Annotated in this window: 10 protein-coding genes; 5 read left to right on the top strand and 5 right to left on the bottom strand. The window is 33.5% G+C overall.

What is annotated here, in order from left to right:
* Positions 1-18: 18 nt before the first annotated feature.
* The gene (locus FHS04_RS07050) at positions 19-1,209 is read right to left on the bottom strand and encodes a pyridoxal phosphate-dependent aminotransferase (RefSeq protein ID WP_106680049.1); all 1,191 of its coding nucleotides are present in this window, start codon (positions 1,207-1,209) and stop codon (positions 19-21) included.
* A gap of 1 nt (position 1,210) precedes the next feature.
* Entirely contained in the window at positions 1,211-2,314 is a 1,104-nt protein-coding gene (locus FHS04_RS07045; protein ID WP_027881053.1) for a fatty acid desaturase family protein, read from the bottom strand.
* Between the two features lie 130 nt (positions 2,315-2,444).
* On the opposite strand from FHS04_RS07045, the gene rsmG reads away from it, so the two are divergent.
* The gene (gene rsmG, locus FHS04_RS07040; RefSeq protein ID WP_106680051.1) at positions 2,445-3,071 is read left to right on the top strand and encodes a 16S rRNA (guanine(527)-N(7))-methyltransferase RsmG; all 627 of its coding nucleotides are present in this window, start codon (positions 2,445-2,447) and stop codon (positions 3,069-3,071) included.
* A 51-nt stretch (positions 3,072-3,122) separates the two neighbouring features.
* Here rsmG and metK read toward each other — a convergent pair whose 3' ends face one another.
* Positions 3,123-4,376: a methionine adenosyltransferase gene (gene metK / locus FHS04_RS07035; RefSeq protein ID WP_106680053.1), complete on the bottom strand. Its 1,254-nt coding sequence runs from the start codon at positions 4,374-4,376 to the stop codon at positions 3,123-3,125.
* A gap of 313 nt (positions 4,377-4,689) precedes the next feature.
* Here metK and FHS04_RS07030 point away from each other — a divergent pair, with 313 nt between their 5' ends.
* Positions 4,690-7,269, top strand: a complete 2,580-nt coding sequence (locus FHS04_RS07030; protein WP_106680055.1) for a phosphoenolpyruvate carboxylase — start codon at positions 4,690-4,692, stop codon at positions 7,267-7,269.
* A gap of 168 nt (positions 7,270-7,437) precedes the next feature.
* Here the strand turns inward: FHS04_RS07030 and FHS04_RS07025 are convergent, their stop codons facing one another.
* The gene (locus FHS04_RS07025; RefSeq protein WP_106680057.1) at positions 7,438-8,673 is read right to left on the bottom strand and encodes an ammonium transporter; all 1,236 of its coding nucleotides are present in this window, start codon (positions 8,671-8,673) and stop codon (positions 7,438-7,440) included.
* Positions 8,674-8,684: 11 nt separating this feature from the next.
* Positions 8,685-9,023 carry a P-II family nitrogen regulator gene (locus FHS04_RS07020; RefSeq protein ID WP_106680059.1) on the bottom strand — a complete coding sequence of 113 codons (339 nt, stop codon included), beginning with the start codon at positions 9,021-9,023 and terminating at the stop codon, positions 8,685-8,687.
* Positions 9,024-9,463: 440 nt separating this feature from the next.
* On the opposite strand from FHS04_RS07020, the gene gltB reads away from it, so the two are divergent.
* The 3 genes from gltB (at position 9,464) to ilvD (ending at position 17,499) form a co-directional block, all read left to right on the top strand.
* The gene (gene gltB / locus FHS04_RS07015; RefSeq protein WP_106680061.1) at positions 9,464-13,969 is read left to right on the top strand and encodes a glutamate synthase large subunit; all 4,506 of its coding nucleotides are present in this window, start codon (positions 9,464-9,466) and stop codon (positions 13,967-13,969) included.
* Positions 13,970-13,973: 4 nt separating this feature from the next.
* Positions 13,974-15,440, top strand: coding sequence for a glutamate synthase subunit beta (locus FHS04_RS07010; protein ID WP_106680063.1), 1,467 nt, complete (start codon positions 13,974-13,976; stop codon positions 15,438-15,440).
* Positions 15,441-15,819: 379 nt separating this feature from the next.
* The gene (gene ilvD / locus FHS04_RS07005; RefSeq protein ID WP_106680065.1) at positions 15,820-17,499 is read left to right on the top strand and encodes a dihydroxy-acid dehydratase; all 1,680 of its coding nucleotides are present in this window, start codon (positions 15,820-15,822) and stop codon (positions 17,497-17,499) included.
* The last annotated feature ends 50 nt before the right edge of the window (positions 17,500-17,549 follow it).

The raw sequence follows: 17,549 nt of genomic DNA, 5'->3' as shown, positions 1-17,549 counted from the left end.
ATATATTATAAAACATTTTTAGCTAACAGCTTCTTTAATTCTCTGTATTGCTTCTTTAATTTGTTCTTGACTTGCAGCATAGCTAATACGGATACAGTCAGGATTACCAAACGCATCACCTGTTACTGTTGCTACTAGAGCTTCTTCTAATAAGAATAAAGAAAAATCCGTAGCGTTGTTAATTGTTTTTCCTTTTAACGTTTTTCCGAAAAAATAAGATACATTAGGGAAAACATAAAAAGCACCTTCTGGTACATTAGTGTTAAAGCCTTCAATATCACTAAGTAAATCTAAAACTAAGTCGCGACGTACCTTAAATTCGTCTATCATAAATTTAACAGCGCTTGGGTCTGCATTTAATGCAGTAATAACAGCACGCTGTGCAATACAATTAGCGCCACTAGTAACTTGACCTTGCATTTTATTACATGCACGAGCTATCCAATCTGGAGCGCCAATGTAACCAATACGCCATCCGGTCATAGCAAATGCTTTAGATACGCCGTTTACTGTTATTGTTTTTTCAAACATACCGTCTACACTAGCCATACTTGCATGGGAAGAGTTTGTGTAGTTGATGTGCTCATAAATCTCATCTGAAACTACATAAATATTAGGATGTTTTTTTAAAACTTCAGCTAAACCTTCTAATTCTTCTTTGCTATAAATAGATCCACTTGGGTTGCAAGGAGAGCTAAACCAAATCATTTTAGTTTTTGGTGTGATAGCAGCTTCTAATTGAGCTGGAGTCATTTTAAAATCTGTATCAATAGTTGTTGGTACTTCTACTGGTATGCCTCCATTTAGCTTTACAATGTCAGAGTAGCTTACCCAATAAGGACAAGGTAAAATAACTTCGTCACCTTCATTTAACATTACAGCAGCTACATTGGCTAAGCATTGTTTAGCTCCTGTAGAAACAACTATTTGTGGTAATGTGTAAGTAAGATTATTATCACGTTTAAACTTAGTAATTATAGCTTCTTTTAACTCTTGGTAACCGTCTACTGGTGTATAAGAATTATAATTGTCATTAATAGCTTGTATGGCAGCGTCTTTAATAAAATCTGGAGTATTAAAGTCGGGCTCGCCTAAACTAAGTCCAATAATATCTTTGCCTTCTCCTCTTAATTCTCTTGCTTTAGCCGCCATAGCCAAAGTAGCAGAAGTAGACATGTTTAAAATTCGGTTAGAAAGTGGTTGATTCATCTTATGCTTGTATAGTGTTTGGTCTTTGCCCCATTTCTTTTAAAAATTTAAAATGAGCAATAACAGCTTTACGTGTTGTTTTATATTCGTTGTAAGGTAAATTAAACTCTTTAGCGGTATTTTTTACTATTTCGGAAATTTTACCGTAGTGAACGTGACTAATATTTGGGAATATATGATGTTCAACCTGATGATTTAATCCTCCTGTAAACCAGTTAATAATTTTGCTTTTAGCGCCAAAATTAACTGTAGTTTTTAACTGGTGAATTGCCCAAGTGTTTTTCATTGTGCCATCTTTTTCTGGTAGTGGCATTTCAGCCTCATCCATAACGTGCGCTAATTGAAATACAACACTTAAAATCAAACCAGCTGTATAATGCATGATGAAGAAGCCTAAAAGAACCTTCCACCAAGCAAGATCAAAAAATACTAAAGGAATAATAATCCAAATAGCGATATAAACTAATTTTGAAATTACTAGTTTACTCCAATTCCAAACAGGATTAGGAAATTTTCCATAGGCTAATTTACGTTTCATGTAACGTTTCATTTGTTGCCAATCTGTAGTAATTGCCCAATTAATGGTTAATAAACCATATAGTAAGATAGAGTAGTAGTGTTGAAATTTATGGTGTTTTCTCCATTCTGTATGTTCAGAAAAACGTAAAATACGACCTGCTTCTAAGTCTTCATCATGTCCATGAATATTTGTGTAAGTATGATGTAAAACGTTGTGTTGTACTTGCCAGTTGTAAACATTACCGGCTAAAATGTAAATGCTGCTTCCCATTAAACGGTTAACCCATTCTTTATTAGAAAAAGAACCATGGTTACCATCGTGCATCACATTCATACCAACTCCAGCCATACCAATACCCATAACAATAGTTAAAAGTAATTGAGCCCAACCAGGAATGTTTAAGGTCATAATTAAAAAATATGGAGCTAAAAACATAGTAAACATAACTATGGTTTTAAGCCAAATACGCCAGTCTCCTGTACGTTTAATGTTGTTTTCTTTAAAATACTTGTTTACTCTTTTGTTAAGTGTTCTAAAAAAGTTTGCAGAATCTGTTCTTGAAAAAGAAAGTGTTTGCTTTGTCATTGCTATTAATTATTTATTTTATAACGTGTAAGAGCCAAATTTTATTGGCTGTAAAGATATGTAAATATGTAAAAGCAAGCGCAATGTTTTAGTGTTAAATGTCTATTTTTGCCTAAATTTTATACAACCCATGGAACTCATTTTAAAATATTTTCCTGATTTAACAGAGAAACAAATTGCTCAATTTGAAGCTTTAGAAGATTTATATAAAGATTGGAACTTAAAGATAAACGTCGTGTCAAGAAAAGATATTGACGAATTGTATTTAAGACACGTTTTACACTCATTAGCTATTGCAAAAGTTATAAATTTTAAAGACGGAAGTTCTTTGATGGATGTTGGTACTGGTGGCGGTTTTCCGGGCATACCGTTGGCTGTTTTATTTCCTAATTGTCAATTTCATTTAGTAGATAGTATTAATAAAAAACTAAATGTTGTAAGAGAAGTAATGGCTGGTTTAGAGCTTGAAAATGTAAAAGTAACACATACTAGAGTTGAAGAGATTAATGAAACTTACGATTTTATTATTAGTCGTGCAGTTGCAGCAATGCCAACTTTTGTACATTGGGTAAAGGGTAAGATAGCTAAACCACAGAATAATGATTTAAAAAATGGAGTTATTTATTTAAAAGGCGGTGATTTAACTGAAGAATTAAAAGATTATCAAACCACGACTATTTATAATATATCAGACTTTTTTGAAGAAGATTTTTTCGAAACCAAAAAAGTAGTTCATCTACCATTAAAATGGAAGTAAAAAAAAGCCTTTTCATATCGAAAAGGCTTTTTTTATTTTGATTTATAAGAATTATAACCCAAATTCAGTTTTTACTTTTTCAACATAGTCAAGTTTTTCCCATGTAAATAATTCAACATCTAATGTTACATTTTCACCGTTAGGTTGTTCAAAAGTTTTAGTAACAACTTCGTTTTGTCTTCCCATATGTCCATAAGCTGCAGTTTCGCTATACATAGGGTTACGTAGTTTTAAACGTTCTTCGATAGCTGCTGGACGCATGTCAAATATTTTCGAGACTTTTTCTGCAATTTCCCCATCGGTCATATTAAAAGGACAAGTTCCGTAAGTATCAATAAAAATCCCCATTGGTTCTACAACACCAATAGCATAACTTACTTGTACTAAAACCTCGTCACAAACTCCAGCAGCAACAAGATTTTTAGCAATGTGTCTTGTTGCGTAAGCAGCACTACGGTCTACTTTACTTGGGTCTTTTCCTGAAAAAGCACCACCACCATGTGCGCCTTTTCCGCCATAAGTGTCTACTATAATTTTACGACCTGTTAATCCTGTGTCACCATGTGGTCCACCAATTACAAATTTTCCTGTTGGATTGATGTGATATTTAATGTCGTTATTAAATAGCCCTTTTAATTCTTCAGGTAAAGTTGCAACAACTCTTGGTATTAAAATTTCAATAATATCCTTTTTAATTTTTGCTAGCATGGTAGCTTCATCTGCAAAATCGTCATGTTGTGTAGAGACTACGATAGCATCAATACGTTGAGGTACGTTATCATCACTATACTCGATAGTTACCTGGCTTTTAGAATCTGGTCTTAAGTAAGTAATATCTTTGTTTTCGCGTCTTAAAGTTGCTAATTCTTTTAAGATTTTATGAGATAAATCTAATGCAAGTGGCATGTAGTTTTCAGTCTCGCGTGTTGCATAACCAAACATCATACCTTGGTCACCAGCGCCTTGTTCTTCTTTAGTAGCACGGTCTACACCACGACTTATGTCGTCACTTTGCTCATGTATTGCACTAAAAACACCACAAGAGTTACCGTCAAACATGTATTCTCCTTTGGTGTAACCAATTTTATTTATAGTGTCTCTTGCAATTTTTTGAACGTCTAAATAAGTGTTAGACTTAACCTCTCCAGCTAAAACCACTTGACCAGTCGTAACCAACGTTTCGCAAGCTACTTTACTTTCTTTGTCAAATGCTAAAAAATTATCAATTAAAGCATCACTAATTTGATCTGCTACTTTATCTGGATGTCCTTCAGATACACTTTCTGATGTAAATAAATACGCCATTTTAAATTTAATTTATAGGTAAGATTTGACACGTGCGTCTCAAGGAAGTATTACTGCCTTTAGCATTTTTTATGGAGGTTGCAATCAGTCAAATCTTTCCTCTGTTTTTTCGAGCGACAAATGTACTAAAATAAAATAATTTAAAAACTGGTAAGACGTTAAAATTATTATAACAATAACTTCAAATACAAGAAGAAAAAAATATTAATTACGAAAAGGTTTTCTCTAATTTAATCTTAAAAAACGGGTTATACTTTGCTAAGTTTAAGAAGCTTCATTAACTTTAAGCTTAATAAAAAAATAAAAGATAAATATGCCTTTACAGCCAAAATTAACTCGTTTTAATCAAAATGTTTTGTCAAAATACCAAATCTACAATAGTATTTTTATGACTCTGCCTTTTGATACAATTACAAAAACTGGTGTCTTATTACCGTTGTTTCATGAAACGTGTCAGAAAGGTTTTAAAGATGGGCAAAATCCAACCGAAATTGTAGAAACCTTTTTTGAAAAATACCAAGCAAGACGAAGTGAAGAAAGCCGAATAAATCTTATGTTTAGGTTTATTCAATATATAGAAAGACAAGTTGTTTTGTTTGATGCTATTGAAGATGCTGCATTTCCTGTAGTAAATAATATGGATGGTATTGGTACGTTAAGAAGTTTAAAAGAATCTACTAGAGCAAGTGGAAAATTAGACGAGCTGCGTGAATATTTAGAAGAATTTAAAGTGCGAATAGTACTTACTGCGCATCCAACTCAATTTTATCCAGGTTCTGTTCTAGCGATTATTACAGATTTAACAGAAGCAATAAAAGATAATGATTTGTTAAGGATTAACGATTTATTAGCCCAATTAGGAAAAACACCTTTCTTTAAAGATAAAAAGCCAACACCATACGATGAGGCTGTAAGTTTAATTTGGTATTTAGAAAACGTGTTTTACTATTCTTTTGGTAAAATATTCGATTATATTCAAAGTAATATTTTTGAAGGCGAAGAAGTAAATAACGATATTATTAATGTCGGCTTTTGGCCAGGAGGAGATAGAGATGGTAATCCGTTTGTTACACCAGAAATTACTCTGAAAGTAGCAAATAAATTAAGAGAAGCAATAATAAAAAACTACTATCGAGATATAAGAGGATTAAAAAGAAAGTTAACCTTTGAAGGTGTAGAAGATAGAGTTTTAAAATTAGAGTCGCAACTATACAGTATTGTGCTTCAACAAGAATCAGATTTAACACTTCAAAACTTTACTGAAGAATTAGAAGCTATAAAAAAAGTAATTATAGAAAAACATCAATCACTTTACGTAGATGAATTAACAAGTCTACTTAATAAAGTGAAATTGTTTGGTTTTCATTTTTCAAATTTAGATATCCGTCAAGATAGTCGTGCACATGCTAAGGTGTTTAACACTATGGTTGATACTTTAATTGAAAGCGGTAGTGATATTTTTCCTAAAAATTATCACGATTTAAGTGAAAAAGAACAAGTACAATTACTCTCTAAAGTAAAAGGAAAAGTGGATTTGTCATTGATAAAAGATGAAGACGCTTTAAAAGCACTTAAGACTATTGAGGTAATAAAAACCATCCAAGAAAATAATGGAGAGCGCGCAGCAAACCGTTACATAATTAGTAATAACCAAACCACATTAAATGTGATGCAGTTATTTGCAATGCTTAAACTGGTAGCGTTTCATGATAAACTAACTGTAGATATTGGTCCGTTGTTTGAAACCATTACAGATTTAGAAAACGCACATTTGGTAATGGAAGAGTTGTATACAAATCCAGAATATAGTGCTCATTTAAAATCTAGAGGTAACAAACAAACCATCATGTTAGGTTTTAGTGACGGTACAAAAGATGGTGGTTATCTAATGGCAAATTGGGCAATATATAAAGCTAAAGAGCGCTTAACTGAAGTATCAAGAAAATATGATGTAACTGTAATTTTCTTTGATGGACGTGGCGGACCGCCAGCACGTGGTGGTGGTAAAACACACAACTTCTATGCGTCTTTAGGACCAACGATTGAGGATAAAGAAGTGCAATTAACCATTCAAGGACAGACAATAAGTTCTAATTTTGGGACATTAGAATCTTCCCAGTATAACTTAGAACAGTTAATAAGTTCTGGATTATACAATAGTTTAAGTGATACAGATTTACGTATGGTACCAGAAAATAGAGAAGTGATGGATAATTTAGCTAAACTAAGTTACGATGCATACTCTAGTTTTAAGCAACATGAAAAATTCATTCCTTATTTAGAGCACATGAGTACTTTAAAATATTATGCTAAAACAAATATCGGTAGTCGTCCGTCAAAAAGAGGAAAATCTGAAGGTTTAGTATTTGAAGATTTAAGAGCAATACCTTTTGTAGGGTCTTGGAGTCAGTTAAAGCAAAATGTACCTGGATTTTTTGGTGTAGGAACAGCGCTTAAATATTATGAGGATGCAGGTGAATTTGATAAAGTGCAAGCTTTATTTAAATCGTCAAATTTCTTTAGAACATTAATAGAAAACAGTATGATGTCACTATCAAAATCGTTTTTTGATTTGACAAAATATATGAGCGAAGATACTGAATATGGAGAATTTTGGAATATTATTTATAAAGAGTATCAAACCTCTAAGCGTTTAATTTTAAAGCTAACTGGTTATAAAGAATTAATGCAGGAAGAACCAGCAGGAAAAGCATCAATTAATGTTAGAGAGTCTATCGTGTTGCCTCTATTAACTATACAACAATATGCCTTGAAGAAAATTCAAGAGCTGCAAAAAGATGGTGTGACAGAAGGTAAAGAGTTAGAGGTGTATCAAAAAATGGTCACACGCTCTTTATTTGGTAATATTAACGCTAGTCGTAATTCAGCTTAAAATTTATAATAAATTAACTTCCAAAAAGGCACTTTTTAAAGTGTCTTTTTTTGTTTCTTTATCTGTTAAAATTGGAAAAGCCTCAAAGCTTATACAACTTTGAGGCTTGACACTAACTAACAAACTAAATAAAAATAGTTACTTAAAACCACTTTAAATTTTAATATTCTAATGTTCGTTTAATCTAAAATCTGGATACGCACTCATACCGTGTTCGTATTCATCTAATCCATTAATTTCTTCATCTTCAGAGACTCTGATGCCTGTTAATTTTTTCAGTGTAAATAATATTATAAAAGAGGTAACTAAGCAGAAAACAGCATAAGCAGCGACACCTATTAATTGGTTTAAAAATTGATCAAAACCGGCAAGATTTCCAAATATACCTACTGCTAATGTTCCCCAAATACCGCAAATTAAATGAACAGCAATAGCGCCAACAGGATCATCAAGTCTAATTTTATCAACCAATGCTACAGCACCAACAATTAATCCGCCTGCAATAACACCAATTAATATAGCATCTGTTGGTGACATTTGATCAGCGCCAGCAGTAATGCCTACTAAACCACCTAAAATTCCATTTAAAAACATCGTTAAATCATAGTTTTTATAAGCTAACGTTGAGATTAAAAAAGAAGAAACGCCTCCAGCTGCTGCAGCTAAAGATGTAGTCACTAAAGTAAGTGATGTTGCTGTTGGATCTGCAGATAAAACCGATCCGCCATTAAACCCGAACCAACCTAACCATAAAATTAAAACACCAGCAGTAGCTAATGGTAAATTATGACCAAGAATTACAAAAGACTTTCCGTCTTTAAATTTTCCAATACGTGCGCCAAGTAACCAAACAGCAACTAAAGCTGCCCAACCACCAACGGAGTGTACTAATGTTGAGCCAGCAAAGTCATAAAAACCTAGTTGGTCTAACCAACCTTCTCCCCATTTCCAAGAGCCAGCAATTGGGTAAACTAAACCTACGTATATAATTGTAAAAATCATAAATGGTCCAATTTTAATGCGTTCGGCAACTGCTCCAGAAACTATAGTTGCAGCTGTTGCAGCAAACATTCCTTGAAATAAAAAGTCAGTCCAATATGTGTAGCCTTGGTTGTAATTAAGGTCTAATGTGCCTTCAGTAGTTACAGGTGAATCTAACCCAAAACCAGAGAAACCAAAAAAGCCTGAAGCGCCTTCTTCAAATCCTGGATACATTAGATTAAATCCAACTAAACAATATAATAGTAATCCTACGCAGATAATAAATATGTTTTTAAATAATATATTAATCGTATTTTTTTGTCTTGTCAATCCTATTTCTAATAGAGAAAAGCCAAGATGCATAAAAAATACTAAGGCTGTACAGATCATCATCCATACATTATTTGTGGTTAATAATTCCATTTTGTTGTTAGTTAGTTTAAAGTGTTTCCTCCTTTTTCTCCTGTTCTTATTCGATAAACTTCTTCAATGTTTGAAACAAAGATTTTTCCGTCTCCAACATCTCCTGTTTTTCCTGCTTCAATTATAGCTTGTACTGTAACGTCTAAAAATTCATCATTAACTACAATTGATAAGTAGCGACGCTGTATATCACTTGTGCTATATGATACACCTCTGTAAACGTGTCCTATCTTTTCGTTACCTAAACCAGTAACATCCCAATAGGAAAAAAAATTCACTCCAACTTCATGAAGTGCTTTTTTTACAGCAGAAAACTTAGACTTTCTAATTATTGCTTCTACTTTTTTCATTTATTTAGTTGTTTTTTGTTAGTCATGATGTTAAAGCTAATAAAAAAGATGTTTGACCCTATAAAGTTAAGGGGTAATGTTTTTATTTTTATTAAATTTACATTTTAAACCCTTAAAAATTAAGGGTAAATTATTTGTAATTAAAAATATTATCAAATTCTCAATCTGTGTTTTGAGTAAATCTCAGTAAATAGATATTTTCGTTGAATTTATTTTTGATTTTCGTCTTTTTCGAAAACCTTTTCGCAACAAATTGCCTTTTTTGCTGAAAATTATCATTAGTTATTTCTTATTTTTTAGCGGTTCATTTTGATAATATCTTATAAAAAATTAATGTCATTATTAAATATGGAAAAATGATTTCACTTCTTTCATATTAGGATGTATCACAGTATCTTAGGATAAATACAACTAACTAACTCTTTAAAAATTTTTGCATTATGTTAAAGCAACAAGGCCTTTATTTTCCAGAATTTGAGCATGACAATTGTGGAGCAGGATTTATTTGCAGTCTTAAAGGAAATAAATCAAATAACATCATACATAAAGCATTAGAAATACTTGAAAAATTAGAACATCGTGGTGCTGTAAGTAGTGACGGAAAAACTGGTGATGGCGCAGGTATTTTAATAGATATTCCGCATGATTTTTTTGTAAAAAACTGCAGTTTTAATTTGTCTAAACCTGGTGAATATGCAGTAAGTAATATGTTCTTGCCTCAAAAGGAAAATCAACGTAATTTCTGTATTGATATTTTTACAAAATATATTGAAGAACAAGAGTTAGAAATTTTAGGTTGGAGAGATGTACCTGTAGATACTTCGGTTTTAGGTAAAATTGCAGCAGAAACAGAGCCTTTTGTAAAACAAGTCTTTGTAGGTAAATCCGATAAAAAACAATCAGATTTTGATTTCAATTTAAAACTTTTTACAGCAAGAAAACAAGCAGAACATGCTATACGTAACTCTAAACTTTCAGAAAGTTCAAGATTTTATTTACCAAGTCTTTCAGCTAAAACAATTATATATAAAGGACTATTAATTCCAGAAGATATTAAGCTGTATTATACAGATTTGCAAGATCCAACACTAGTCACGCGTTTGGCGTTAGTGCATCAGCGTTTTTCAACTAACACATTTCCAACTTGGGATTTGGCACAACCTTTTAGATATATGTGTCATAATGGTGAAATTAATACGCTTCGCGGAAATGTCTCGCGTACTTTATCACGACAAGAATTAATGGAAAGTGATTGGTTTGGAGAAGATATAAAAAGTATTTTCCCAATTGTGATACCAGGAAAATCAGATTCTGCTTCTATGGATATGGTTGTAGAATTATTACTAATGACAGGAAGAACTTTACCAGAAGTTATGATGATGTTAGTACCTGAAGCTTGGGAGAAAAATCCAGAAATGTCTGAAGCTAAAAAAGCGTTTTACGAGTATAATTCTTGTATCATGGAACCTTGGGACGGACCAGCATCAATACCGTTTACAGATGGTAATTATATCGGTGCTGTCTTGGATAGAAATGGTTTACGACCTTCAAGATATTCTGTGACTAAAGACGGATATGTAATTATGTCTTCAGAAACTGGAGTGATAGAAATTGATCCTAAAAACATAGAAAAACACGGTCGCTTAGAACCTGGGAAAATGTTTTTGGTAGATATGAACCAAGGTCGAATTATTAATGATGAAGAAATTAAAGCAGATATTGTAACCAAACATCCTTACAAAAAATGGTTAGATAAAAACTTAGTGCATCTAGCAGATATACCTGCTAAAAAAGGACCAATAAAACATAAAGAAGATACATTAGACAAAAGACAAGTTGTATTTGGGTATACGCAAGAAGATTTAAACACCATTATCAAACCTATGGCACAATTAGGAAAAGAGCCAATAGGATCTATGGGAAATGATACGCCAATTGCGGTGCTTTCTGTAAAACCACAACTGATTTACAACTATTTTAAACAGCTTTTTGCTCAAGTTACAAATCCGCCATTAGATGGTATTCGCGAAAAATTAATCACAGATATTAGCTTGACTTTAGGTAGCGACACTAACATTTTCAAGATTAACGAAGATCAATGCCGAAAGTTAAAAATTCAAAATCCTGTCATTTCAAAACACGATTTAGATAAGATAAAAAACTATAAAAACAATCCAGATTTTGTAGTTAGCACGATATCGATGTTATATGAAGTTGATAAAGGCTTAAACGGATTGGAAGCAGCGTTAGAAGATTTAGTAAAACAAGCTTCAAAAGCTATAGATAAAGGTGGGAATATTATCATCCTTTCCGATAGAGGCGTAAACAAAAAACTAGCACCAATTCCTGCATTAATGGCGTGTTCTTATGTAAATCACGAATTGTATAAAATAGGTAAACGTGCCAAGGTTAGCCTCATTATCGAGTCGGCAGAACCAAGAGAAGTCCATCATTTTGCACTGCTTTTTGGTTACGGTGCAAGTGCAATAAATCCTTACATAGTAAATGAAATTGTTTACAATCAAGTTAAAAATAAAGAAATTGAAAATCTAAATTACCTGCCAGCTATTAAAAACTACAACAAAGCTATAGGAATGGGTATTTTAAAAGTGATGAACAAAATCGGTATTTCAACACTTAATTCTTATCGTGGTTCTCAACTTTTTGAATGTGTAGGATTAAACACAAAAATTGTAAACGATTATTTCCCCAATACCATAACAAGAATACAAGGTGTTGGCTTACGCGAAATTGAAAAAGAAATTTACAAGCGTCATAAAAAAGCCTACAAAACAGATGAAGTTGATGCTGATTTAAATTTGGAATTTGGCGGACAATACAAATGGAGACGTCATGGCGAAAAACATACGTTTAATCCATTAACTGTTGCAAAACTTCAAGAAGCTGTGAGAAGTAATAAGCACAAGACCTATAAAGAATATTCCGATTTAATTAACGAGCAAAGCAAGCAGTTAATGACCATTCGTGGCTTATTTGAATTTACTAACTACGATCCAATTCCTTTAGAAGAAGTCGAACCCTGGACAGAAATTGTAAAACGCTTCAAAACAGGAGCAATGTCTTATGGATCTATTAGTAAAGAAGCGCATGAAAATTTAGCAATTGCGATGAATCGTATTGGAGGAAAATCCAATTCTGGTGAAGGAGGAGAAAATGAAGAGCGTTTTTATAAAGACTTAAATGGAGATTGGAAAAACTCTGCCATCAAACAAGTTGCATCAGGTCGTTTTGGTGTGACTTCAAATTATTTAACCAATGCGTCAGAAATTCAAATAAAAATGGCGCAAGGTGCAAAACCTGGAGAAGGTGGACAATTACCTGGTCCAAAAGTAAATCCAGATATTGCAAAAACACGTAATTCCACACCTTATGTTGGTTTAATTTCTCCGCCGCCACATCACGATATTTATTCTATCGAAGATTTATCACAATTAATTTATGATTTAAAATCGGCTAATCGTGACGCACGAATTAATGTAAAATTAGTATCCGAAGTCGGTGTTGGTACCGTTGCTGCTGGTGTTGCAAAAGCAAAAGGCGATGTGATTTTAATTTCGGGTCACGATGGTGGTACTGGTGCATCTCCGTTAACATCACTAAAACACGCTGGTTTACCATGGGAATTAGGTTTAGCTGAAGCACAACAAACTTTAGTAATGAATGATTTGAGAAATCGTGTGGTTTTAGAATGTGATGGACAATTAAAAACTGGTCGTGATGTTGCTATTGCTTGTCTTTTAGGTGCTGAAGAATTCGGTTTCGCAACAGCGCCATTAGTGGCTTCTGGTTGTATTATGATGCGTGTTTGTCACTTAAATACATGTCCAGTTGGTATTGCAACACAAAATCCAGAACTACGTAAAAAATTCAAAGGAAAACCCGAACATGTGGTTAACTTCATGTATTTCGTAGCGCAAGAATTAAGAGAAATTATGGCGCAACTTGGTTTTAGAACCGTTAATGAAATGGTCGGTCAAGTTCAAAAATTAAACAGAAATAATACCATTAAACATTATAAGGCTTTAGGCCTAGATTTAACGCCAATTTTATATCAAGTAGATGCGCCAAAAGACGCTAAATTTTATAACACCGAAAAGCAAGATCATGCATTAGATTCGGCTTTAGATTTTAAAATTATTAGTCAAGCACATCCGGCGTTATTCAGAAAAGAAAAAACAGTACTAGAATCAAAAATAACTAATCGTAATCGTGCTTTCGGAGCGATTTTAAGTAACGAAATTTCAAAAATTTATGGAGCACAAGGTTTACCAGATAACACGTTAAAAATTAATTTTACTGGTGCTGCAGGACAAAGTTTTGGTGCATTTGCAACCAAAGGTTTAACCTTGGTAATAAATGGTAACTCTAACGATTATTTAGGTAAAGGATTGTCTGGTGCAAAAATAGTGGTAAAAGTGCCAGACGAGTCTACATTAGTACCTGAAGAAAATATCATTATTGGTAACGTGGCGCTTTACGGTGCTACTTCTGGTGAAGCTTATATTAACGGAAAAGCTGGCGAGCGTTTTTGTGTGCGAAATTCTGGCGCAAGTGCTGTTGTAGAAGGTATTGGCGATCATGGTTGCGAATATATGACTGGCGGACGCGCTGTAATTTTAGGTGAAGTTGGTCGTAATTTTGGAGCAGGAATGAGTGGCGGAATTGCATACATCTACGACTCAAAAAACACCTTTGAAAAACACTGTAATAAAGAAGGGTTAAATCTTGATCCAGTTGAAACTGCTGAAGATATTTCAGAATTAAAAGACTTAATAGAGAATCATTACAACGCAACATTAAGTCCGTTAGCACAACGTATTCTCGAAAATTGGCAAACAGAATTGCCAAAATTCATTAAGGTATTACCAGAAGAATACAAACAAGCATTAATAAGAATAGCAGAAGAGCAAACTGTAAAAGCTTAAAATTATGGGAAAGACAACAGGGTTTTTAGAATATAAAAGAGAAGACGAAGGTTATTTGAAAGTAGAAAATCGTCTAAAAAATTATAAAGAATTTACAGTGCCTTTAAAAGAGGAAAAACTCAAAAATCAAGGCGCTAGATGTATGGATTGCGGTATTCCGTTTTGTCATAGCGGTTGCCCATTGGGTAATTTAATTCCGGATTTTAACGATAAAGTCTATAAAGGAAGATGGAAAGAAGCAGCACAAATTTTACATTCAACAAATAATTTTCCAGAATTTACAGGTCGTTTGTGTCCAGCACCTTGTGAAGAAGCGTGTGTTTTAGGGATTAATGAAGATCCAGTAACTATAGAAAATATTGAAAAAAATATTGCTGAAATCGCCTTTAAAGAAGGTTGGGTACAAGCGCATCCGCCAAAGCATCGTACAGGTAAAAAGGTTGCTGTGGTAGGTTCTGGTCCGTCAGGTTTAGCAGCTGCACAACAATTAAATAGAGCGGGACATATGGTAACGGTTTTTGAGCGTGACGCAAAAGTTGGTGGTTTATTGCGTTATGGTATTCCGGATTTTAAGTTAGAAAAGAAAATTATAGATAGACGTATTAAAATTCTTGAAGACGAAGGTGTAACATTTAAAACCAATGCTCATGTTGGGCAAAATATAAGTGTCGAAACGATTAAGGCAGATTTTGATGCAATTCTTTTATGTGGCGGTGCAACAGTTAGACGAAATATTCCTATTAAAGGAAACCATCTAAAAGGTGTGCATCAAGCAATGGAATTTCTAAAGAAAAATAACCAACATGTTGATGGATTGATAGATGAAGATGAAATTATTTCAGCAAAAAATAAAAAAGTAATTGTCATTGGTGGCGGCGATACAGGTAGCGATTGTATCGGTACAAGTAATCGTCATGGTGCAACATCGGTAACAAATTTTGAAATTTTAAGTAAACCAACTAAAGGTCGTCCAGCGCATCAACCTTGGCCTTATTGGCCTATGCGATTAAAAACGACAACGTCTCATAAAGAAGGCGTAGAACGTTTTTTTAGTATTTCAACTAAAGAATTTTTAGGAGATAAAAATGGAAATTTAATTGGTTTAAAAACGGTTGAAGTCGAATGGATTTTTAAAGAAGGCGAAAGACCAGAACTTAAAGAATTACCAGATACCGAAAAAACTTGGGACTGCGATTTAGCGTTGTTAGCACTAGGTTTTACTGGTGCCGAAAAAACTTTAGCAGAACAATTTGGTCTAGAAATGGATTTTAGATCCAACATCAAAGCAACCGAAAAAGATTATGCAACTAATGTAAAAGGTATTTTTACTGCAGGAGATATGCGTCGCGGTCAGTCGTTAATTGTTTGGGCAATTTCCGAAGGTCGTCAAGCAGCACATCATGTAGATGCTTTTTTAATGGGAAAATCTAATTTACCACTAAAAGAAGAAGGTGATTTACCTAGAGTGTAATCGTGTAATTTGGATTTTAATTAAATAATTTCAATATTTGCATATCAAGATGAAAAAACAAACTGTAAATATCATTTCAATTATTAGCATTGTGATTATTAAATCACGGTGTTAAGGAATGGTGTCTATTAGTTAAGAATAAATTTAAAAGCCTTCCTTTTTCAGGAAGGCTTTTTTGTTGGGTTTATTTTAGTTCAAAGTAAAATAAAAAGATTAAATATTAACAATTGGGTATCATACTTGTTTTGTTTTAAACAGCTGAAAATCAATATATTAAATAATTAAATTGAATTATGACTTTAGTCTATAATTCAATAACTAAAAAGTCAAGCATAGTCAAATTAGTAATTTAGAAAATCATAAATAAGAAACGGACTAAATGAGTCAACTAAATAAATACAGTAAAACAGTAACACAAGATCCAACGCAGCCAGCAGCACAAGCAATGTTGCACGCTATAGGATTAACCAAAGAAGATTTTTATAAACCCATTATAGGTATTGCAAGTACAGGTTACGAAGGTAATCCATGTAATATGCACTTAAATGACTTAGCAAAACTCGCTAAGCAAGGCACAAAAAATAAAGATGTTGTAGGCTTAATTTTTAATACAATTGGTGTAAGTGACGGAATTTCCATGGGTACACCAGGTATGCGTTATTCTTTACCATCAAGAGATATTATTGCCGATTCTATGGAAACCGTAGTGCAAGCAATGAGTTACGACGGACTAATTACCGTTGTTGGTTGTGACAAAAATATGCCAGGCGCATTAATGGCAATGATTCGTTTAGATAGACCAAGTATTTTGGTGTATGGCGGAACCATTGATTCTGGTTGCCATAACGGAAAAAAACTAGATGTCGTTTCCGCTTTCGAAGCTTGGGGAAGCAAAGTCGCTGGTACCATGAATGAAAGCGAATATCAAAATATAGTTGAAAAAGCTTGTCCTGGTGCTGGTGCTTGTGGTGGAATGTACACGGCAAATACTATGGCTTCAGCAATTGAGGCTTTAGGCATGACCTTACCTTTCAACTCATCAAATCCAGCAACTGGCGAAGAGAAAAAACAAGAAGCCATAAAAGCTGGTGAAGCGATGCGATTGCTAATTGAAAAAGATATTAAACCAAGCGATATCATTACACGCAAATCTTTAGAAAACGCTATTCGTTTGGTGACTATTTTAGGCGGATCGACCAATGCAGTGCTTCACTTTTTAGCAATTGCTCGTGCGGCAAATATTGATTTCACTTTAAAAGATTTTCAAAATATCAGTGATAACACACCTTTTTTAGCCGATTTAAAACCTAGCGGAAAATACCTGATGGAAGACGTACATCGCGTTGGTGGTATTCCAGCGGTTTTAAAATATCTATTGAAAAAAGGCTTAATTCATGGCGATTGTTTAACCGTAACAGGAAAAACACTAGCCGAAAATTTATTAGATGTTAATGATTTAACCGAAGGTCAAGATGTGATAAAACCTATCGAAGAACCTATAAAAATCTCAGGTCACTTACGTATGTTGTATGGCAATTTAGCTGAAGATGGAAGTGTTGCAAAAATCACAGGAAAAGAAGGTTTACGCTTTCGCGGAAAAGCAAAAGTTTTTGAAGGTGAATACGCAGCAAACGATGGTATTAGAGATGGTAAAGTAGAAAAAGGTGACGTTGTTGTCATTAGATACGAAGGACCAAAAGGCGGACCAGGAATGCCAGAAATGCTTAAACCAACTGCAGCTATTATGGGTGCAGGTTTAGGTAAAGACGTAGCATTAATTACCGATGGACGTTTTTCTGGAGGAACACACGGTTTTGTGGTTGGTCACATTACACCAGAAGCTCAAGATGGTGGAAATATCGCGTTAGTTAAAGATGGTGACTTTATCACAATTGATGCTGAAACCAATACCATTCAACTTGAAGTCTCAGAAAAAGAATTATCACAAAGAAAACAATCATGGAAAGCACCAGAATTAAAATTTAATCGTGGTGTCCTTTATAAATATGCTAAAACAGTGTCATCTGCATCCAAAGGTTGCGTAACCGACGAGTTTTAACAAATTCCTGCGCAGGCAGGAATCTAAAAGTAAAGAGCATAAAATAAATG

The organism is Mesoflavibacter zeaxanthinifaciens subsp. sabulilitoris (assembly GCF_014191595.1).
GTDB lineage: Bacteria > Bacteroidota > Bacteroidia > Flavobacteriales > Flavobacteriaceae > Mesoflavibacter > Mesoflavibacter zeaxanthinifaciens.
Note: the sequence above shows the minus strand (reverse complement) of the source record. Positions and strands in the feature narration are given on the sequence as shown.

Excerpts from the sequence above, each read along its gene's own strand:
- gltB (WP_106680061.1), top strand. The coding sequence starts at position 9,464 with ATGTTAAAGCAACAAGGCCTTTATTTTCCAGAATTTGAGCATGACAAT.
- FHS04_RS07030 (WP_106680055.1), top strand. The coding sequence starts at position 4,690 with ATGCCTTTACAGCCAAAATTAACTCGTTTTAATCAAAATGTTTTGTCA.
- FHS04_RS07025 (WP_106680057.1), bottom strand. The coding sequence starts at position 8,673 with ATGGAATTATTAACCACAAATAATGTATGGATGATGATCTGTACAGCC.
- FHS04_RS07020 (WP_106680059.1), bottom strand. The coding sequence starts at position 9,023 with ATGAAAAAAGTAGAAGCAATAATTAGAAAGTCTAAGTTTTCTGCTGTA.
- FHS04_RS07050 (WP_106680049.1), bottom strand. The coding sequence starts at position 1,209 with ATGAATCAACCACTTTCTAACCGAATTTTAAACATGTCTACTTCTGCT.
- metK (WP_106680053.1), bottom strand. The coding sequence starts at position 4,376 with ATGGCGTATTTATTTACATCAGAAAGTGTATCTGAAGGACATCCAGAT.
- rsmG (WP_106680051.1), top strand. The coding sequence starts at position 2,445 with ATGGAACTCATTTTAAAATATTTTCCTGATTTAACAGAGAAACAAATT.
- ilvD (WP_106680065.1), top strand. The coding sequence starts at position 15,820 with ATGAGTCAACTAAATAAATACAGTAAAACAGTAACACAAGATCCAACG.
- FHS04_RS07045 (WP_027881053.1), bottom strand. The coding sequence starts at position 2,314 with ATGACAAAGCAAACACTTTCTTTTTCAAGAACAGATTCTGCAAACTTT.
- FHS04_RS07010 (WP_106680063.1), top strand. The coding sequence starts at position 13,974 with ATGGGAAAGACAACAGGGTTTTTAGAATATAAAAGAGAAGACGAAGGT.